This is a genomic window from Thermanaerothrix sp. (assembly GCA_026417795.1).
In the GTDB taxonomy this organism is placed as follows: Bacteria; Synergistota; Synergistia; order Synergistales; family Synergistaceae; genus Thermanaerovibrio.
Genome location: JAOACP010000025.1, coordinates 1 through 19,070, shown reverse-complemented (window position 1 = coordinate 19,070; position 19,070 = coordinate 1). Strand labels below are relative to the sequence as shown.

Sequence of the window (19,070 nt, the reverse complement as noted above, 5' to 3'; positions counted from 1 at the left end):
GGGGGGGGTAGCTTGAAGGAAGACGACATGTGCGACCTGGGGCCGGAGCTGTTGGCGGAGGCTCAGGGGGTTGGGGAGCTGATGGTATCCTGGAGGAGGGAGTTCCACCAGTTCCCGGAGCTGGCCTTTGAGGAGAACATAACCGCGTCCCGCATAACCCAGGCGCTGTCATCGATGAAGGGCATGAGGGTCTTTACGGGCCTTGGGGTGCCCACGTCGGTTGTAGGCCTGTTGCGGGGGGACATAGACCGGCCCGCCCTGGTCTTAAGGGCGGAGATGGACGCGTTGCCCCTGGAGGAGGAGACGGGGCTTCCATTCTCGTCCTCCATGCCGGGGGTCATGCACGCCTGCGGGCACGACGCCCACATGGCGTCCCTTTTGGGCTGCGCCATGTTGCTTTCGAACCGGGCGGAGCAGCTGGAGCGGCCGGTGATATTCCTCTTCCAGCCCGCGGAGGAGGGGCGGGGGGGCGCCAAGGCCCTCGTGGACGGGGGGCTTTTCAGGCGTTTCAAGGTGGACACCGTGCTTGGGGTCCTGATGTGGCCCCATCTACCCTATGGGTACCTGGCCACCAGGAAGGGCGTCATGACCGCCCTGTCGGACCGGATACACGTGGAGATCCGTGGGGTGGGGGGCCACGCCGCCACCCCCCACGCCACCGTGGACCCGGTGGTGGCGGCGTCCCACGTGGTGGTGGGTATACAGAGCCTCATATCCCGGGAGGTGGACCCCCTGGAGGGGGTGGTAATATCCTTCGGCCAGATGGAGGCGGGGTACGCCTACAACGTGATCCCAGAGAACGCCCACCTTTGGGGCACCCTAAGGGCCTTCAACACCAAGGTCAGGGATTACCTCAAGGAGCGCCTTGAGGAGATGGTGCCCCTCATAGCCCGGGCCCACAGGGCCAGGGCTTCGGTGGAGTACGTGAAGAACTACCCGTCGGTGCACAACGACCCCGACTGCGTGGAGCGGGTCATGGGGGCGGCTAAGAGGTTCTTCGGGGCGGACTCGATCAGGGATCTTGAGCATCCCCTGCTGTCCGGCGAGGACTTCTCCTTCTACTCCATGGAGGTGTCTTCGTGCCTCATGCTGCTTGGAACCGGCATGGAGTGCGGCCTGCACCACCCAAGGTACGACATCCCGGAGGAGCTCATGCCCCTCATGGCCGCATGGGAGGCCTTCCTGGCCGTTACCCTGTGATAGTATGCTTTGAGTCGGAGGTGCATCCCGCTGCACATCAAATTCCCTTATCGTTTCTGGAGGCGACGACGTGAATCATAGACTGGACGAGGCTATCTTGAAGAGGCTTGGCACCGGAGAGGGGGAGCACTGTCTTTGGTGGCATGGCGCCTGGTGGTCCAGGGGGGCGTTCCTCGGCATGTTCGAGGACTGCCTTGAGGCCCTCAAGGCGAGCGGTTTTGGGGAGGGGATGAGGCTGGGGCTCCTTTTGCCCAACAGCCCCCTGTTCTGGGCCCTTACCCTTGCGGCTTGGCGCCTTGGGGGGGCGGTGGCGCCCCTTAACTGGCGGGGCGTTTTGGACTCCAGGACGTTGGAGCACCTGGACCTCTTCGGCATCGTGGAGGCCGAGGGAAGCGAGGCGTCCTTGGCGTCTTTGGTTCCCAGGACCACCGGGAGCCTGGACGGGGGGATCCAGCCCTTCATCGGCCGAAAGTGCGTACAAGACAGCCCGGACGTGGCGGTGGTGTTTCAGACCTCCGGCACCACCGGCACGCCCAAGGCGGTGCCCCTTACACACCGCAACCTTCTTGCCAACTCGGAGGCCTGCGTGAGGCACGTGGCGGATCTCAAGGACGACGACGTGTTCCTAAACGCCCTGCCCAACTTCCATGCCCTGGGCTTCACCGTGTGCGGCCTTATACCGCTCCTGTTCGGCTTTCCCCAGGTGGTGGTGCCCTCCTTCATGCCCCCCGAGGGGACAGCGGAGGCGGTCCGCAAGGGGGACGTCACGGTCCTGCCGGCGGTTCCCATAATGATCTCCATGCTCATAGGCGCCTTCATGAGGAAGGGGGCGTCCCCAAGTTCCCTCAGGATGGTCATATCCGGCGGGGACCGGCTGCCCCCTAAGCTGGACCAGCGTTGCCAGTCGGTGCTGGGCGTTCCGGTTCTGGAGGGATACGGCCTTACGGAGACGTCGCCGGTCCTGGCGGTGAACCCCTCGAAGGCCCAAAGGCGTCCTGGCACCGTGGGGACCTTCATCCCAGGGGTTGAACACATGGTGCTGCGTTCCGACGGATCCCCCGCCGGAGAGGGGGAGGAGGGCCGTCTTCTGGTGAGGGGCCCCTCGATCTTCGAGGGCTACTTCAGGAACCCGGAGCTCAACCGGGCCAGGTTCCACGACGGGTGGTTCGACACCGAGGACCTGGTTAAGGTGGACCGGGACGGTTACGTCACCTTGGTGGCCCGGGTGAGCGACCTCATCATCGTGGGGGGCTTCAACGTGTATCCCCAGGAGGTGGAGGCGGTGATCATGGAGCACCCCAAGGTCAAGGACGTGGCGGTGGTGGGGGTGCCCAACCCCTTAAGCGGCCAGGCGGTAAAGGCCTTCGTGATCCCACGAAACGGAGAGATGCCCACCTTGAGGGAGATAGCGGAGTTCTGCAAGGCAAGACTCCCGCACTACAAGATACCAAGATCCCTTGAGGTGGTGGATCAGTTCCCCAGGTCCAGCATAGGTGAGGTAGTCAAGAGGGAGTTGAGGGGTAGATGAGCTTTGGCGTTGAGGTGGAGCTCTTTCATCCCCCAAGACACGGTATGCCTAAGGAGGTCAAGGGCCTTCTGACCTCGCAGGGTCTGCGTCTTGAGGGCGCGCCGGACGTGACGGTGCTGTTGAAGGTGGGCTCTTGTCCCGCCGCCACCGCGTCCCTTGAGGGGGACGTGATAAAGATGGTGGCGGTGGCGGAGGAGTTCCAGGAGATGGGCCTTGCGGCCCAGGCGGTTTCAAGGCTCATCGAGTGGGCCCGTCCTAAGGGGCTTGGGCACTTCTTCATATACACCAAGCCGTCGGAGGCGGATAAGTTCGCGACCCTGGGTTTTACTGAGATCGCAAGGTCCGACGGAGCGGTGCTTTTGGAGATGGGGCGCCCCAACAGGGACGACTTCGCCGCTTCCCTTGGGGCCCTGAGGGATGAGGTGGGGGTCCTTGAGTCCGGGGCGGTGGTGATGAACGCCAACCCCTTCACCAAGGGGCACCGCTACCTCGCCAAGATCGCCGCTTCCATGTCGGAGCACCTTTTCGTGGTGGTGGTGAGGGCGGATAGGTCCTCGTTCCCCTTTGAGGACCGGTTTGAGATGGTGAAACTGGGGCTTTCGGACCTTCCGAACGTCACCGTCCTTGACAGCGGCCCTTACGCGGTTTCCTCCGCCACGTTCCCCACCTACTTCCTGCGGGATCCCTCCAAGGAGGAGCTCATAACCATAGAGACCCGTCTGGATGCGGACCTTTTCGGCCGGCTTTTTGTGCCCTCCCTTGGGGTGAGGCGGCGTTTCGTTGGCACCGAGCCCTACTGCCCGGTGACCGCCGCCTATAACCGGGCCATGATGGAGGTGCTCCCCCGCTACGGGGTGGAGGTGGTGGAGATACCCCGCCTTGAGCTGTCCGGCAGGCCCGTGTCCGCCTCTTTGGTCCGTAGCGCCATGGCGGAGGGCCGGTTGGAGGACCTGAAGGAGCTTTTGCCGGAGACCACCTTGAGCTACCTCCTCTCCGAGCGGGGCCGCTTGCTCTTTGAGCGGGTGGCCGCCGCGAAGGGGGGGCACTGAGTTGCTGGAGATACCCCTTGACAGGGGGTCTTCGGTACCCCTTCACCGGCAGGTTAGCCATCACATAAGGCGGCTCATCCTTTCCGGCGCGTTGCCTGCGGGAAGCCAGCTGCCCTCCTTCCGGGAGATGTCCTGGTCCTTAAAGGTGAGCCGAAGCACCGTTGAGGAGGCCTACTCGGACCTGGAGGGGGAGGGGCTCGTGTGCCTTGTGCCTCGGAAGGGGGTCTTCGTGGCCCCCGTGGAGGCGGGGTGCGCCGCGGAGCGGCGCGATAACGGGCCCGTTAGGGTGTTGGACCGGGTGGACCTGGCCTCCGAGGGGCCCTTTGAGGATCTCGCGCCCAGGCGGGAGGTCCGGCGGGCCTTGCGGTGGGTGATGGATAAGCTGGGAGCCCCGGGATGGAGCTCGCCCCTTGAGGGGCTGCAGGAGCTTAAGGGGCATCTAGCTGGACACTCGGCGCTCCGGGGTGTGCCGGCCCTTAAGGAGCAGATGATAGTCACATCCGGCGGTCGAGAGGGGCTTTCCCTGTGCCTTTGGGCCCTCGTGCGGCGGGGGGCTAGAAGGCTTTGGGTGGACCGTCTTACGTATCCTTTGGCGTTCCGCCAGGGTGTAGCCCTTGGGATGGAGATAGTGCCCTTTGAGAACCTCCGGGAGCTGCAGGGCGCCAGCAGAGGGGACGTGGTGTACCTGGTCCCCAGCTTCCACAACCCCACCGGGCGCACCATGGGGGCTGAGGAGCGGAACTGGGTGCTGGAGGCGAGCGCGGACCGGGGGTTCGTCATATTGGAGGACGACACCTACGGGGAGCTTCGCTACGGCCCAAGCAGCGTGCCGGCCCTTAAGGCGTTGGACATGACGGGGGAGGTGCTGTACTTAGGGTCCTTTTCGCAGGGGTTGTTCCTGGAGGCGAAGCTTGGATACCTTCTGTGCCCCCATGGCATGATGGATGCCGTGCTGGAGCTTAAGGAGACCTTCTTCGGGGCCGCCAACCTCTTTTCTCAGCTCACGGCGCTGCGCCTTTTCGAAGAGGGGGCGGTGAACCGGATACTGGAGAGGAACCGATGCCTTGTAAGGCAGCGCATGGAAGCCCTGTGTTGCGCCCTTAGGATCCCCGTGCCCCAGGGCGGCGTGTTCGCGTGGCTGAAGGTCCCCTGCGGGGGCATGGAGTTTGCCCGGCGCCTCAAGGGCTTAGGAGTTGAGGTGGTGCCGGGAAGCCGTTTCTCCCCCCTAGGGGAGGACGTCCCGGCGGTGAGGCTTTCGGTGGCCTCCGCCTCTTCCCAGGACGTTCGAAGGGCCGCCGGGGTTGTGAGGGAGGTCTTGGATGGGCTGCCGCAGGGGGCGTGATCACGGGAGCTATGGGCCTTCACCCCTGGAGGAGGTCTTAAGGGCCCGGGAGGAGCGCTCCGCCCTCCGTCAGGCCCTCGTGGGGGATTTGCGCCGCCTTAGCCCTTACGAAGCTGCTGTGGTGCAAGGGGGACTTAACGTGCCGGGCTGGCCCAAGTCCCTCAAGGGTGGTATGGGGCGTCTTATGGGAGCCATTTCCAATGCCCTCGAGGGACTTAGGTGGCGTGAGCTGGCAAGCCTGGAGGACCCGCTGGGGCCGTTCCTGTTGGCGGCGGTGGAGGCAGATCCCCTGGAGGTGAAGGGTAGGTGCCTCAAGCTGGAGGAGGAGCTTCCGTGGGGGAGGCTTTTGGACCTTGACGTATTCGACCTTTGGGACCCCACGAAGCCCATAAAGAGGCAGGCCCTGGGGTTCCAGGAGCGCCGGTGCCTCATGTGCCCAAGGCCCGCCAAGGAGTGCGCCCAAGGCAGCCGCCACCACCTAGGGGCTTTAAGACGAAGGGCCCTGGTCCTTTGGGAGTTCCCCCAGCACTTCCTTCAGGTATTCCTTCCAGAGCTTGAGGGCCAGGAGGGCGCAAAGGGTGCCCCCCGCAAGGCCTAATACCACGTAGGGGACGCTTCCCCGGCCCAGGAGGAACCCCCCAAGGCCCCCCAGGGCGTATCCGTAGCCCACCACGCTGGAGATGGAGAGTATAAGCACCAGGAGCCGTTTGTTCATCCTTCCGCCCCTCCCGAGGCCAGCTGTCCTATGGTGTCCGCCGCCCTGCGCAGCTCCTCGGGGGAACACCAGGAGAAGGAAAGCCGCAAGAACCGGTCCTGGGCCTTTGGCACCGGAGGCCAGAAGGCCAGCTCCGGCACCGTGGCCACCCCTCTTTTCGTGACCAGCTCCACGGCCATGGCGGAGGGCTGGTCCACGAAGAGGTTGATGAAGCACCCCCCGGAGGGTACCCTTAGTTTGAGGTTCCACCTTAGAAGCCCGTCCCGCAGCGCGTCCCGCCGGACCTTGAGGAAGCTCCGAACCCGCTGGAGCTGTCCCGCCATGAGCCCTCGTTTTAGGAACTCCAGCACCAGCAGGGAGTCCGCAGCGGGAAGGGATATCATGGTCATCTCCTGCAGCCTGGCCAGGGACTCCACCATGGCTGGGTGCCCCAATATCCAGCCAAGCCGGACTCCCGGCGCCAGTATCTTTGAGAAGGAGCCAAGGTAAAGCACCATACCTGATTGGAACCCAAGGCACGGTATGGAGGCCTGGTCGTCTCGGGGGCCGTCCAGGTTCAACAGCCGGTAGGGGTCGTCCACCACCACCAGGAACCGGTGGCGGTCCGCCATCTCAAGGAGGCGCCTTTGCCTTTCGGGGCTCATGGAGCATCCCGAGGGGTTTTGGTGGTTCAGGATGGTGTACACCAGCTTGGGCACGTCCCCCCTGGAGCAGCGTTCCTCCAGCTGGTCCAGGTCCATGCCGTCCCGGTCCACCGGTATGGGCAGGAGGCGGGCTTTGTGGCGGATCAGGGTGCACCAGGTGTCGGGGTAGCAGGGGGCGTCGAAGGCCACCATGTCGCTGGGGTTGATGGTGCCCTGGCAGATTAGGTCGAAGGCGTACTGGGAGCCCAGGGTCATCATCAGGTTCTCCTCCGCCGCTTCCCTTGGGGCGCAGCCCTCCTCCTTTTGCCACTGAAGCACCGCTTCCCGCAGGGCCCCAAGGCCTCGGTTGCTTCCGTAGAGGAGGGCCTTTTTGTGGGACAGGATCCCGGCCATGGCGCACTCCGCCATGGCTTCTACGTCCATGGCCTCCAGGTATGGCTGGCCGGAAGTGAGCGGCAGCGCCCCGTTGGCGAGGCCCAGGCGTATGTACTTCACCAGCGGGGAGGGATGCAGCGGAAACTGGGAGGATAGTTCTTCGGCGGGATGCAGCATAAGACGCACCTCCGGTGATCTCTCAATGGTTTTGATGAACCTACGGATCCCCTCGCCTTGCGTAATAGTGCGACCGGCGCTACAATGTCAAATAATAGTTTATATTGGAAAAAATTCCCCTTGGGAGGGGCGCCCATGTTCGAGCCATCGCTTAATGAACCTGCTCAGGAGCCTAGACTTTACACCACCTCGGCGGAGTATGTCTACTCCACCCTGAGGCGGGAGATAATCACCAAGCAGCTCACCTCCGGCACCAGGCTTCCGGAGGTGGCCATAGCCACCAGGCTTAAGGTGAGCCGTACGCCGGTGAGGGAGGCCTTGAGGAGGCTGGCCAGCGAGGGCTTGGTGCTCATAATCCCCAACAGCGGCGCCAGGGTGGCGGCCCCCCGGCGGAAGGAGATGGAGGACGCCTACGTGGTGCGGGAGGAGCTGGAGTGCCTTGCGGTGCGGCTTGCGTGTTCCAACGTGACGGAGAAGCACTTAAGGCGCCTTGAGGAGTGCGTGGCGGACGAGGAGAGGGCCTTTGTGGAGCGGAACCTGGAGGCGTACCTTGAGGTGAACGAGGCGTTCCACCGGATAATAGCGGACGCCTCGGGGAACCGGGTTTTAAGGGAGTACGTGGAGAACATCCTGGCCCGCACGAACGTGTACATCGTGTTTTACGACCCCTTCTACATCGTGGAGAGCAACCCCAGCGTTGGGGAGCACCGGCTCATAATAGACGCCTTGAGGGCCAGGGACGCCCAAGGGGCGGTGGAGAGGATGAGAAGCCACATAAGGCTGTCCAAGGGGAGCTTGAGCGAGGGGGAGATTAAGGCTCCCTGAGGGGATGGGAGGTTCCCCAATGAGCTCCGCCGACTTTGGGCGGACGGGGGGAAGGAAAAAAGTGAAAAAGTCCACGTTGCGTTGATCCCCGGGGATAACTAAAATGGCCCCCGGGGTCAATCTTTTTGAAAAGGGGTAGAGTGGTTTTGAGTTCGATACCTTCGTTCGATCTAAAGAGGAACTACGACAGGGTCCGCCAGGAGATCCGAGAGGCGGTTGACAAGGTCCTTGAGAGCCAGCACTTCATACTGGGGCCCGAGGTCAAGGCCTTTGAGGATGAGTTCGCGTCGTACCTTGGGGTGCCCCACGCGGTGGGCTGCGCCTCCGGCAGCGACGCGCTGCTATTGGCCCTCATGGCCCTTGGGGTGGGCCCTGGGGATGAGGTTATAACCACCCCCTTCACGTTCTTCGCCAGCACCAGCTGCATATCCCGCCTTGGCGCCAGGGCGGTCTACGTTGACGTGGACATGGACACGTACAACATGAGGATGGACATGGTGATGGACGCGGTGACGCCTAGGACCAAGGCGGTGCTTCCGGTGCACATCTTCGGCCAGATGTGCCCCTTGGAGGAGATAGCCTCCCAGCTTAAGGAGCGGGGGATAGCCCTGGTGGAGGACTGCGCCCAGTCCTTTGGGGCGGTCCGCCGGGTGGGGGGCGGCATATTGAGGGGCGGTGCGGTGGGCGACCTGTCATGTTTCTCCTTCTTCCCCACCAAGAACCTGGGCTGCTACGGGGACGGGGGGCTTGTGGCCACCACGGACCCCGAGATGGAGAAGAGGCTTCGGTCCCTTCGGGTGCACGGCTCCTCCGCCACCTACTTCCACGACGAGGTGGGGCTCAACAGCCGGCTTGACGAGATCCAGGCGGCCATACTCCGGGTGAGGCTTCGGCACGCGGAGCAGTGGAACGAGGAGAGGCGGGCCGTAGCGGAGCGGTACCGGCTGCTCTTCGCCGCCCACGACCTCTTGGAGTTCGTGACTCCTCCCATGGAGCTTGAGGGCAACCGGCACGTGTTCCACCAGTACGTGGTGAGGGCCAAGGACCGGGACGAGCTGCAGAAGTTCCTGGCCCAGCGGGGGATCACCACCCGGGTGTACTACCCCCTCTCGCTGCACCTGCAGCCCTGCTTCCGCTACCTGGGCTACAAGGAGGGGGACTTCCCCGCCAGCGAGGCCTTGGCCGGCCAGGTGCTCGCCCTTCCCATGTTCCCGGAGCTGACGCCGGAGGAGCAGGAGGCGGTGGTGGGGGCCATGAAGGAGTTCTACTCCCGCTGATTTGACCATTGTTGCTCTTTCTCTAAAAATAGGTTACACTACTGAGGAGGGGTAGTCCCCTCCTCAGTATGATTATGGGAGTTAGACGCTTGTGGCCGTAGCGGCCTTAGGCTGATGGGATGTGGGATAAAAGCCATGAGAAGGGGAGGGATCATAGATGTTCTATCCGTTTTTTGACCCCACCATGTTGTTTCTGATACCGGCGGTCATCCTGGGCATTTGGGCCCAGGTGAGGGTTCAGAGCACCTACGCCCGTTACTCCGCCGTGTGGGCCCGGCGGGGTGTTACCGCGGAGCAGGTGGCCCAGGGGCTTTTGGGCCGTTTTGGCCTTAGGATCCCGGTGGAGCGGGTTCCTGGGAGCCTCACGGACCACTACGACCCCCGGGGCAAGGTGCTCAGGCTTTCGGACAGCGTGTGGGGCAACTACAGCATAGCCGCCATAGGTGTGGCGGCCCACGAGGTGGGGCACGCGGTGCAGGACCTTGAGGGGTACTCCCCCTTGAGGATAAGGAACGCCATAGTGCCGGTGGTTAACCTGGGGTCCATGGCGGCGCTTCCGCTGTTCTTCATCGGGCTCCTGTTCAGGTCTCCGTCCATGATGGACCTTGGCATCCTGTTCTTCCTTGGGGTGATCCTGTTCCACCTGGTGACGCTGCCGGTGGAGTTCGACGCTTCCGCCCGGGCCTTGCGGCTTCTGGCGGACACCGGGTACCTGGGGCCCGACGAGATAAGGGGGGCCCGGGCGGTGCTCAACGCCGCGGCCCTTACCTATGTGGCCGCCACGGTGATGGCGGTGTCCCAGCTGCTAAGGCTCCTGTTCCTGAGGGGCATGATCGGGGGCCGGGACGAGTAGGACCTTTTGCGGAGTGGTGGTTTGTTATAAACTCGTGGGGGCTTCCCCCGCGGGTTTTGTTTTTTATGTTTTTCCCGCCTTGGGATGCGGCGTCCCCGGGAGGAGCCCGACTGGAGGAGATGTTTGCCATATGAGGGGAATAGAAGCAGCGTTGACGGTTTGGAAGGAAGTTGGGGAGGGGGCCTTTGCGTCGGAGGCCCTGCGGAGGGTTTCGGGCCAGCTCTTACCGGGGGACAGGAAGCTGGCGGCCCTTTTGGTTTACGGGGCCTTAAGACGCCGCAGCCTGTGGCGGTTCATGTTGGAAAAGCGCCTTAGGCGCCCCTTCAAGGACCTGAAGCCCGTCACCCGGGACGCCCTCATGCTGGGCCTTGCGGGCTTGATGGAGCTTAAGCACTTCAACCCGGGCCCTCTCTACAAGGGGCTGGCCCAGGTGATGAAGGATCAAGGGGCCGATGAGGAGGTTCCCCTGTTCCACGGCGTTTTGAAGCGCCTTGAGAGGGAGGGGCAGGAGTTCCTGGACCGCCTCAAGGCCAGCACCTCCTCACGGGACGTGGCCATGTACTACGGGCTTCCCCTCTGGGGGCTGAGCCGCTTCATGGACCAGTGGGGCCCCAAGAAGGGCCGGGAGCTGGCCCGGCTGATGGCCATGACCCGTTACTCCGCCTTCTTCGTGCCTCCCGCGGAGAGGGAGAGGCTCATGGATGCCATGCGGTCCGCCGGGATTCGCTGCTGGCCCTCCGATGAGCTGGAGTTCTCGGTGAGGACCTGTTTTCACGGCTTCCCGCCGGAGGTTCCCGGCTACCGGGAGGGGCTTCTTCGCCCCATGAGCGAGTCCTCCATGTGGGTGGTCCGCTGCGCCGGTCATCTTGCAAGGGGCGGCAGGGTCCTTGACATGTGCTGCGGCAGGGGTATCAAGGGGTCCGCGCTGCTCACGTTGGACCAGCGGGTAACCCTGGAGGGCTGGGACATATCGGAGGGGAAGGTGAAGGCCGCCAGGGCGGATTTGGACCTGCGGGGCTTGTCCCACCGGGGCGTCATAAGGGCGGGGGACGCTTTGACGCTGATCCCTAAGGAGGATCCTGATCTTGTGCTGCTGGACGCCCCCTGCAGCGGAAGCGGCACCTGGGGCAGGCATCCCGAGGGGAAGTGGCGTATGTCCCCCGAGGAGGCGGACAGGCTCTCGGAGCTTCAGCGTCAGCTTCTGGACCGGGCGTTGAGCCTCGTGCCCAAGGGGGGGCGAGTGGTCTACTCCACCTGCAGCCTCTTTCGGGAGGAGAACGAGCGGGTGGTGGGGGAGGTGCTGTCCTCCCGGCGGGACGTGGTGGAGGAGCCGTTCCCCTTTAAGGGCGTGGACATAGTCAAGGGGCGTCCTTTCGGCGTCTACGTGTGGCCCAGGCTGCCCTGGGTGGACGGATTTTACTGCGCGGTGCTCTACCGGCGCGGTTAGCGGAGGGATACAAGGACATGGGCCGTTTTTTGAAGCTTGGGGTTCTCATCTCCCTTTTGGTCATAGTGGGCTCCGCCTACATGGCCCTCAGGCTGGTCTTCTTTGAGAGCCCGGAGGTGCAGGTGCCTGCGGTGATAGGCATGGACGCGGTGAAGGCGGTGGAGGCCCTTAGGTCACAGGGGTTGGTGGCCAGGATAGACCAGGTGGACTCCTCGCAGCCCCAGGGTATGGTGGTGTCCCAGTGGCCGGACCCGGGGGAGAAGGTGGAGCGGGGCAAGGTGGTGATCCTCAAGGCCAGCCGGGGTGGTCGGGTGGTTACGGTGCCCGACGTGAGGGGGCTGGAGATGGGGGAGGCGGTGAAGAGGCTTTCCGACGCAGGGCTTAAGGTGTCCGACGTGCTCAAGGTTCGGGACGGCGTGACCCCCTCGGGCAAGGTCATAGCCCAGAACCCCGCATCCCCCGCGTCGGTCCCAAGCACCGCGTCGGTGAGCCTCCTTGTGAGCCAGGGGCTGGAAGGGGAGGATCTGGTGGAGATCCCGGACCTCACCGGCCAGGCGGTGGATCAGGCGATGCTAATGCTGACCCAGATGGGCCTTAAGGGAGCGGTGGGGGCCCGGGTGAAGACCCAGGCCTTCCCCGAGGGGGTGGTGGTGTCCCACCTGCCCAGGATGGGGGCCAAGGTCCCGCCGGGCAGCACCGTGTCGCTGCGAGTGGCGGCGGGAGGCTCCGAGGGTGCCCCTTCGACGGCGGTACAGCCCCAGGGGGCGCCGGGGGTAACGGAGGGGGCCCCTAAGGCCGAAACATCCACCGGGACCTCCGCTCCCAAGGTGGAGCAGAAGCAAGAGGAGCCAAAGCCCAAGGAGGCGCCGAAGCTCAGCTTGCCGGCGGGTTCGGAGGGTAAGGTGGAGCCCAAGGAGGCGGCTAAGGTCTCCGGCGGGCCTTTGAGGACCGCCAAGATAAGGTATCAGGTGCCCCCCCTCACCCAGCCCATGGCCCTTAAGATAGAACTGGTGGACGATGACGGCGCCAGGGTTGTGAAAGAGGCCCAGGTCAAGGGCGGGGAGTACGTGGCGGTGGACGCTCCGTTCCGGGGGGAGGCCCGGGTGGTCATATATCTGGGAGGCGAGTTCGTATGGCAGGACCGGTATCGGTAGGGGCCGTGAGGGCCATGGACAGGGCCCTTCTTGCCCCGTCCCTTCTCTCCGCGGACCTCATGGACGTGAAGGGTTCCGTGGATGCCTTGGGGGGCGCGTGGGACTGGCTTCACGTGGACGTGATGGACGGCCACTTCGTGCCCAACATAACCTTTGGCCCGGGGTTCGTTAGGGCCCTAAGGCGCAGCTTTCCCGACGCGTTCCTTGACGTGCACCTGATGGTGGACGCTCCGGAGGACTTCGTGGTGGACTTCGCCTCCGCCGGTGCGGACCTATTGTGCGTCCACGTGGAGGCGTCGAAGCACCTGCACAGGCTTTTGGGCTCCATCCGGGAGGCTGGGGCCATGGTGGGGCTTGCGGTGAACCCTGCCACCCCGGTGGAGTGGACGTTCCCGGTGCTCCACATGGTGGACCTAGTGCTGGTGATGTCCGTCAACCCCGGTTTTGGGGGGCAGAAGTTCATCCCCAAGACGCTGGATAAGACTTTGGAGCTCTTCCGAAGGCGGGAGTCGGAGAAGCTTCAGTTCCTCATAGAGATGGACGGCGGCATAGGGGAGGACAACTGCCGGGAGCTGGTGGAGAAGGGATGTGACGTGCTGGTGGCGGGCAGCGCGGTGCTCGGCGCCGAGGAGCCCGGTGATGCCGCAAGGCGCATCATGTCCTTGCTTGGGAGGTGATGGGCGGTGGCGAACTTCCCAGAGGATGGGGCCGCCCGGGAGAGCCTCAGGAGCCTTGGCGAGGCCCTTAGGGCCATCAGGGAGGGACAGGGGCTCTCGCTGGATGATGTGGAACGGGACATCAAGATAAGGAGGGCCTTCATCGAGGCCATAGAGGCGGGGGATTACGGGGCCCTTCCGGGCATGGCCTATGCCAGGGGCTTTGTAAGGTCCTACTGCGACTATCTCAAGGCTCCGGACCTTTGGCCCAAGTTCCAGGGGCTTTTAAGGGAGGATGAACCCTCCCTTGGGGCCTATGCCCCGCCGAGGACCGCCTTCCGCAGGACCTCCCGCTGGTGGCTTTACGCCCTTCTCGTGGGGGCGGTGGGGTTCGCCTCGTACCTCATATTCCAGCAGTGGCAGGACTTCAAGCTCCGCATGAGGGAGTCGGTCATAGCAAAGCCCGCGGAGGTGGCCCCTCCCAGGGAGGAGGCCCTTCCCTTATCATCCAAGGACGTTTCATCCCTGTCGGAGGACCTGGTAGCTCCCGAAGTCTCCCAGGACGCGGAGGTGGTGCCCGATTCAGCATCTTCACATGACGCTGCCGGTGCTGCCTCCCAGGACCTGTCCTGGATGAACGGCCCTGCCCCGGCGCAAGGGACCCAATCCGCCGACGTGGCCCCCTCCTCCGGCCTTGCGGTCACGGCCCGGAAGGCCTGTTGGATAAAGGTCAGCGACCTTGGCGACAAGGGGCGGGTCATATTCCAGGGGGTTCTAAAGGAGGGGGAGAGCAGGTCCTTCACATCCCAGGGGGTGCTGCGGTTAAGGGTTGGAAACGCCGGAGCCGCTTCGCTCAAGACCTCAGCGGTGGAGATGGATCCTTTGGGGCCCGTGGGGATCCCCAGGACCTACTACGTGCTGCCCGACGGCACGGTTAGCAAAGATCGGCCCAAGACCATCCGGTGAGCTGCCGGGGGGCGTAAACCAAGGCGTGGGGTTTGATCCAGATCCCCCGGTTTGATTTTTATAAGTTTATAAGTTTAAGATCGAGAAGGCGGGAGTTACCAGTTGAAGGACAAGACGGTTTTTATTCTGAGCTTGGGCTGTGCCAAGAACCGGGTGGACAGCGAGCGGTTTCTAAAGGCCGCCCTTTTGAGGGGTTACCGGAAGGCGGATCGGCCCGAGGGGGCGGGGCTGTGCGTCATAAACACCTGCGGGTTCCTTGAGAGCGCGGTAAAAGAGAACCTGGACGCCATCCTTGAGGCGGAGGAGATGAAACGCCGGGGGCTCATAGGCTCGCTGGCGGTGGTGGGCTGCCTTGTGAACCGTTACGGCGAGGAGCTAAAGGAGCTTCAGGTGGACTTCATGGGCGCCACCGAGTGCTACCGTGAGTTCGGGGAGTTTTTGGACCGGGAGGTTTTCGTCCCCCAGGACACCCCGGGCCGCGCCCCCATAGGAGAGGGGGAGGCGGTGCGGTACCTCAAGGTGGCGGAGGGATGTTCCAACCGCTGTTCCTACTGCGCCATACCGATGATAAGAGGCCCCCTTCGGAGCCTGCCGGTTAGAGATCTCCTGGAGGAGGCGGAGGAGCTCTTGTCCCAGGGTGCCAAGGAGATATGCCTGGTGGCCCAGGACCTCACCCGCTACGGAGAGGACATAGGGGTGGGGCTTTGGGACCTTTTGGACCCCTTGGAGAGGGCCGTGGCGGGGGCGGCGAAGCTGCGGCTCCTCTACCTTCATCCCTTGAGGGTCACCAGGGAGCTTGTCGAGCGGGTGGCTTCGTCCCCGGTGATCCACAGCTACCTGGACGTTCCGGTTCAGCACGCGTCGCCGAGGATACTCTCGTCCATGGGGCGTTCGATGGATTTCGAGGACGTGGTTGGGGTCTTCCGGATGGCCCGGGAGGTGGACCCTCTCTTTGCCATGAGGACCACCCTGATGGTGGGCTACCCTGGGGAGGAGGCTGAGGACTTTAAGATGCTCCTTAAGTTCCTGGAGGCCGCCCGGCCGGACCGGGTTGGGGCCTTCGTGTTCTCCCCCGAGGAGGGGACCGGGGCCTTTGAACTGCCCGGGAGGGTGGGGGCAAGGACCGCCCGAAGCCGTCTTAAGGCCCTGATGGAGCTGGCGGCCCAGGTGTCCCTTTCCCGCCAGCGGCTCTTCGAGGGGCGGGAGCTGGAGGTGCTCGTTGAGGGCCATGAGGACGGGATGGGGGTGGGCCGTTCCTACCGGGAGGCCCCGGAGGTGGACGGATCGGTTCTGATCCCCGACGGCTCGGGTCTTGTGGCGGGCAGGACCTACCGGGTTTTGGTGGACGAGGCCCTGGAGCACGATCTTGTGGGGTCCGTGGTAGGGGAGGTGTGTTGATTGAGGGATCGGGAGGCCTTCATGACCTGGTACGGCATGTTCTCCACCTGTTTCGGCCTTGGGCTGTCCCGGTGGGCCCCCGGCACGGTGGGGTCCTTGGGTGCCTTTGGGTTGGCCCTTCTGATGGGTCGGATACCCCTGGCGGCCCTGGTGGCGGTCATCGTGGTGGGCACCGCCGCTTCCCACCGGTATTCCCGGCGGGTGAGGATGGAGGATCCGCCGGAGGTGGTCATAGACGAGGTGGCGGGGTATTGGGCCGCCCAGTACGGGCTTCCCATGGAGATGGCCCTTGGGACGTTGCTGCTCTTCCGGATCGTGGACATAACCAAGCCCTTCCCCATAAGGCGCTTTGAGACCCTGCCGGGCGGTGTGGGCATCATGGCCGACGACCTGGCGGGGGGGATAATGGTGAACCTCATCGTGCGGTTCTCCTACTACCTGCTCTTCCAGGGGGGGCTTGCGGCCCTGTACTCCTTCTTCTCATGATCGGACGGTGCTGGAAGCCCCATGGGCATGCCCTGGGCCGTTGTGGGAGGCAGGGCATAAGGGGGCGGGTTGACTGTTTTTGGGAGGTGGTTCCTTGTCCTGCTGGGAGGATCCCACGGTGGTGATGGCAAGGGAGCTTCTGTCGGAGCTGGAGTCGTCGGGGCTTACCCTTTCGGCTGCGGAGTCCTGCACCGGAGGCAGGCTTTGCGCCGCCGTAACCGGGGTGCCAGGGGCGTCGGCGTCCTTCTTGGGTGGTGTTGTGGCCTATTCCAACCAGGCCAAGGTGAAGATGCTGGATGTGCCGGAGGAGGTCATCTCGCGGCACGGGGCCGTGAGCTTGGAGTGCGCCCTCAAGATGGCGGAGGGGTGCGCCAGGGCGTTCGGCGCCTCCGTGGGGGTGTCCGTGACCGGCGTGGCGGGCCCTTCCGGCGGAAGCCCCGAGAAGCCCGTGGGCACCGTGTGGTTCGGTTTCAAGCTCCCATGGGGGGCTTTTGCGGAAATGAGGCTCTTCCAGGGCTCAAGGGAGGAAGTGCAGCGCAGCTCCGTGGCCTTTGCCCTGGGGAGGCTTTTGGAGGAGATCCGAGGGGCTGATGGGTCCCCGCGGGAGGGGGCGTCTTCGTGAGGTGTTTCCTGTGCCTGGTGCCCCCGGCGCCGGTGAGGCGCCTTTTGTTTGAGCGGCTTTCCCGGGTGAGGAGGGACCATGGGGCGGTTAAGTGGGTGCGGGAGGACCTTTTGCACGTGACGCTGATGTTCCTTGGCGAGGTTGCCCCCCGGGTGAGCTTCGACGTTGAGGCGAGGCTTAAGCCCGCGTTGGCGGCCATGGGGTCTTTTAGGCTGAGGCTTGGAGGAATTGGAGTGTTCCCATCTCCATCGTCCCCCAGGGTGCTTTGGGTGGACCTTGAGGGGAGCGATGAGGGAATGAAGCGGCTTTTCGGCCTTGCGGCGGCGGTGGAGGAGGCTTGCCGGGGGGCTGGCATAGCCAGGGGGGAGCCCTTCGTGCCCCACATGACCCTGGGGCGGGTCCGGCGGGGTGAGAGGGTGGGGGCAGATCTCATGGAAGCCCTTGAGGGGGTGCGGTTTGGGCCCCGGGAGGGGGAGTTCCTGGTGGACCGGGTGGTGATTATGGAGAGCCGCTTAGGTCCCGGGGGGCCTTCCTACGTTCCCCTGAAGAGCATGCCCCTTGGGGAGGGCGGTTTAGGATAGCGGCCTGGATTTTGGGTTATGGATTTTGGGCCGGCGGCCCTTGCCTAGGGGTTTTAGGCGCCTTGATGCTTTGAGCGGTGGGCCTTTTCTTTTTATGTGTGTGAGATTTGAGAGGAGGGTGTATGGGGATGGCCAAGAGGAAGGAGGCCCTTACCCGGGAGGACATTTTGGACCAGGCCATAGACGAGATCCGGTCTAAGTTCGGCGACGGAGCCATAATGAGGCTTGGGGACAGGGCCTTGGGTCAGGTGGAGGTTATCCCCACGGGGATACTGCCGTTGGACGTGGCCTTGGGGATAGGGGGTCTTCCCAGGGGGCGCATAGTGGAGATCTTCGGCCCCGAGGGCACCGGTAAGACCACCATAGCGCTGCACGCGGTGGCGGAGGCCCAGAAGGCCGGGGGGGTGGCGGCGTTCATAGACGCGGAGCACGCCTTGGATCCCAGGCTTGCTTCCGCCGTGGGTGTTAACACCGAGGCCCTCTACCTGTCCCAGCCGGACAGCGGTGAGCAGGCGCTTTACATATTGGACACCCTGGTAAGAAGCGGCGCGGTGGACATCATAGTGGTGGACTCGGTGGCGGCCCTGACCCCTCAGGCGGAGATAGACGGCAAGATGGGTGAGGGGACCCAGGTGGGGCTTCAGGCCCGGCTGATGTCCTACGCCTTAAGACGTCTTACCGCCGCCATATCCAAGAGCAAGACCACCGTGGTGTTCATAAACCAGCTTCGGGCCCAGATAAGCACCGGTTACGGGCAAGGTCCCCAGGAGACCACCACCGGCGGCCGGGCGCTTAAGTTTTACAGCTCCGTGAGGATAGAGGTTAAGCGGGGCAAGGCGGTGACCCAGGGGGAGGAGACCATAGGCCACGAGCTTTGGATGAAGGTGGTGAAGAACAAGCAGGCGCCGCCCTTCAGGTCCGCCCACGCCACCTTGATATATGGAAAGGGCGTGCCCAGGGCGATGGCGGTGTTGGACATGGCGCTGGACTATGAGGTGGTGAAGCGGAAGGGGTCTTGGCTTGCCTACGGCGGCGAGACCCTGGCGCAGGGCAAGGAGGGTACCGCCCAGTACATATCGGAACATCCGGAGCTTTTGGAGGAGCTCACCCGGGAGGTTCTTAAGCTGGTGGTGCCCGGATACGGTGAGCCGCCGAAGGGTCCTGAGGCGGAGGATGAGGTGGCCTTGGAGCCGGTGGAAGACGTCTCTTCGGGAATTTTGGACATAGATTTGGGGGATGACTCAATTTAAGGCAACCCCAAGGTTGACATAAAACTCTAACGTAGCCTAAGTAAAAGCGTAACAAGACCTTAAGCATTCCAGGCAGCCTTTGTGGTAAACTATTTGTCTGTGTTGACTCTTAGGGCTTCCCGGGATATACTGCTCCTTGCCTCGCGGGGACGGCACCTGAGGGCGGCTGGTGAGGCTGCTTTGAGGGTGTAGTTGAGCGGGGGGACCATGACAGACGGATAAGGGAGACGAGCCTCTAGGCGTTGGGTCTAGAGGGGAGGACGGGCTCTTTGGGTTTAAAGAATTGCTAGGAGAGTTTGATCCTGGCTCAGGACGAACGCTGGCGGCGTGCTTAACACATGCAAGTCGGACGGGCCGATGGGTGAAAGTTCGCTGGATCCTATTGGTTAGTGGCGGACGGGTGAGTAACACGTGAGAACCTGCCCTGCACAGGGGGACAACTGTTGGAAACGGCAGCTAATACCCCATAGGCGCGAAAGCGTTAAAGGAGAGATCCGGTGCGGGATGGGCTCGCGGCCTATCAGC

At 63.7% G+C, this 19,070-nt stretch carries 18 protein-coding genes and 1 rRNA gene; 18 read left to right on the top strand and 1 reads right to left on the bottom strand.

The genetic code is table 11. The annotated features are described in order from the left end of the window. Positions 1 to 12 precede the first annotated feature (12 nt). The 5 genes from N2315_06450 (at position 13) to N2315_06430 (ending at position 5,717) form a co-directional block, all read left to right on the top strand. Complete coding sequence (locus N2315_06450; protein ID MCX7828832.1) at positions 13 to 1,200, top strand: M20 family metallopeptidase; 1,188 nt, start codon at positions 13 to 15, stop codon at positions 1,198 to 1,200. A gap of 70 nt (positions 1,201 to 1,270) precedes the next feature. Continuing rightward, positions 1,271 to 2,728: a long-chain fatty acid--CoA ligase gene (locus N2315_06445; GenBank protein ID MCX7828831.1), complete on the top strand. Its 1,458-nt coding sequence runs from the start codon at positions 1,271 to 1,273 to the stop codon at positions 2,726 to 2,728. Then, on the top strand, positions 2,725 to 3,777 hold the full coding sequence (locus tag N2315_06440) for a [citrate (pro-3S)-lyase] ligase (protein MCX7828830.1): 1,053 nt from the start codon (positions 2,725 to 2,727) through the stop codon (positions 3,775 to 3,777). The genes N2315_06445 and N2315_06440 overlap by 4 nt, the downstream gene beginning before the upstream one ends. Before the next feature lies 1 nt (position 3,778). Continuing rightward, complete coding sequence (locus N2315_06435) at positions 3,779 to 5,119, top strand: PLP-dependent aminotransferase family protein (GenBank protein ID MCX7828829.1); 1,341 nt, start codon at positions 3,779 to 3,781, stop codon at positions 5,117 to 5,119. Continuing rightward, the gene (locus N2315_06430; GenBank protein MCX7828828.1) at positions 5,097 to 5,717 is read left to right on the top strand and encodes a citrate lyase holo-[acyl-carrier protein] synthase; all 621 of its coding nucleotides are present in this window, start codon (positions 5,097 to 5,099) and stop codon (positions 5,715 to 5,717) included. The genes N2315_06435 and N2315_06430 overlap by 23 nt, the downstream gene beginning before the upstream one ends. A gap of 113 nt (positions 5,718 to 5,830) precedes the next feature. On the opposite strand, the gene N2315_06425 is transcribed toward N2315_06430, so the two are convergent. Further along, on the bottom strand, positions 5,831 to 7,030 hold the full coding sequence (locus tag N2315_06425; GenBank protein MCX7828827.1) for a PLP-dependent aminotransferase family protein: 1,200 nt from the start codon (positions 7,028 to 7,030) through the stop codon (positions 5,831 to 5,833). 135 nt (positions 7,031 to 7,165) lie between these two features. Here N2315_06425 and N2315_06420 point away from each other — a divergent pair, with 135 nt between their 5' ends. From N2315_06420 to N2315_06360, 13 genes are all read left to right on the top strand, one after another. Then, positions 7,166 to 7,855 carry a GntR family transcriptional regulator gene (locus tag N2315_06420; protein MCX7828826.1) on the top strand — a complete coding sequence of 230 codons (690 nt, stop codon included), beginning with the start codon at positions 7,166 to 7,168 and terminating at the stop codon, positions 7,853 to 7,855. Positions 7,856 to 8,001: 146 nt separating this feature from the next. After that, on the top strand, positions 8,002 to 9,132 hold the full coding sequence (locus N2315_06415; protein MCX7828825.1) for a DegT/DnrJ/EryC1/StrS family aminotransferase: 1,131 nt from the start codon (positions 8,002 to 8,004) through the stop codon (positions 9,130 to 9,132). A gap of 157 nt (positions 9,133 to 9,289) precedes the next feature. Next, entirely contained in the window at positions 9,290 to 9,985 is a 696-nt protein-coding gene (locus N2315_06410; protein MCX7828824.1) for a zinc metallopeptidase, read from the top strand. Between the two features lie 151 nt (positions 9,986 to 10,136). Next, complete coding sequence (locus N2315_06405) at positions 10,137 to 11,432, top strand: RsmB/NOP family class I SAM-dependent RNA methyltransferase (protein MCX7828823.1); 1,296 nt, start codon at positions 10,137 to 10,139, stop codon at positions 11,430 to 11,432. A 17-nt stretch (positions 11,433 to 11,449) separates the two neighbouring features. Beyond that, positions 11,450 to 12,586 (top strand): PASTA domain-containing protein, encoded by a 1,137-nt coding sequence (locus N2315_06400; protein MCX7828822.1) that lies wholly within the window; start codon positions 11,450 to 11,452, stop codon positions 12,584 to 12,586. Then, the gene (gene rpe / locus N2315_06395) at positions 12,565 to 13,263 is read left to right on the top strand and encodes a ribulose-phosphate 3-epimerase (protein MCX7828821.1); all 699 of its coding nucleotides are present in this window, start codon (positions 12,565 to 12,567) and stop codon (positions 13,261 to 13,263) included. The genes N2315_06400 and rpe overlap by 22 nt, the downstream gene beginning before the upstream one ends. A 6-nt stretch (positions 13,264 to 13,269) precedes the next feature. Then, positions 13,270 to 14,208 carry a DUF4115 domain-containing protein gene (locus N2315_06390; GenBank protein ID MCX7828820.1) on the top strand — a complete coding sequence of 313 codons (939 nt, stop codon included), beginning with the start codon at positions 13,270 to 13,272 and terminating at the stop codon, positions 14,206 to 14,208. Between the two features lie 102 nt (positions 14,209 to 14,310). Further along, the gene (locus tag N2315_06385) at positions 14,311 to 15,606 is read left to right on the top strand and encodes a MiaB/RimO family radical SAM methylthiotransferase (GenBank protein MCX7828819.1); all 1,296 of its coding nucleotides are present in this window, start codon (positions 14,311 to 14,313) and stop codon (positions 15,604 to 15,606) included. Then, on the top strand, positions 15,607 to 16,092 hold the full coding sequence (locus N2315_06380) for a phosphatidylglycerophosphatase A (protein MCX7828818.1): 486 nt from the start codon (positions 15,607 to 15,609) through the stop codon (positions 16,090 to 16,092). It begins immediately after the preceding gene. Positions 16,093 to 16,186: 94 nt separating this feature from the next. Further along, on the top strand, positions 16,187 to 16,714 hold the full coding sequence (locus tag N2315_06375; GenBank protein ID MCX7828817.1) for a CinA family protein: 528 nt from the start codon (positions 16,187 to 16,189) through the stop codon (positions 16,712 to 16,714). Continuing rightward, positions 16,711 to 17,295 (top strand): RNA 2',3'-cyclic phosphodiesterase, encoded by a 585-nt coding sequence (gene thpR, locus N2315_06370; protein ID MCX7828816.1) that lies wholly within the window; start codon positions 16,711 to 16,713, stop codon positions 17,293 to 17,295. The genes N2315_06375 and thpR overlap by 4 nt, the downstream gene beginning before the upstream one ends. Before the next feature lie 128 nt (positions 17,296 to 17,423). After that, complete coding sequence (recA, locus tag N2315_06365) at positions 17,424 to 18,545, top strand: recombinase RecA (protein ID MCX7828815.1); 1,122 nt, start codon at positions 17,424 to 17,426, stop codon at positions 18,543 to 18,545. Positions 18,546 to 18,829: 284 nt separating this feature from the next. Beyond that, positions 18,830 to 19,070 (top strand): 16S ribosomal RNA (locus tag N2315_06360); the annotation flags it as partial.

What these genes read in the sequence shown, in the direction of transcription:
- N2315_06440 (MCX7828830.1), top strand. Translation starts at nt 2,725, where the DNA reads ATGAGCTTTGGCGTTGAGGTGGAGCTCTTTCATCCCCCAAGACACGGT.
- N2315_06430 (MCX7828828.1), top strand. Translation starts at nt 5,097, where the DNA reads ATGGGCTGCCGCAGGGGGCGTGATCACGGGAGCTATGGGCCTTCACCC.
- N2315_06425 (MCX7828827.1), bottom strand. Translation starts at nt 7,030, where the DNA reads ATGCTGCATCCCGCCGAAGAACTATCCTCCCAGTTTCCGCTGCATCCC.
- N2315_06420 (MCX7828826.1), top strand. Translation starts at nt 7,166, where the DNA reads ATGTTCGAGCCATCGCTTAATGAACCTGCTCAGGAGCCTAGACTTTAC.
- N2315_06410 (MCX7828824.1), top strand. Translation starts at nt 9,290, where the DNA reads ATGTTCTATCCGTTTTTTGACCCCACCATGTTGTTTCTGATACCGGCG.
- N2315_06400 (MCX7828822.1), top strand. Translation starts at nt 11,450, where the DNA reads ATGGGCCGTTTTTTGAAGCTTGGGGTTCTCATCTCCCTTTTGGTCATA.
- rpe (MCX7828821.1), top strand. Translation starts at nt 12,565, where the DNA reads ATGGCAGGACCGGTATCGGTAGGGGCCGTGAGGGCCATGGACAGGGCC.
- recA (MCX7828815.1), top strand. Translation starts at nt 17,424, where the DNA reads ATGGCCAAGAGGAAGGAGGCCCTTACCCGGGAGGACATTTTGGACCAG.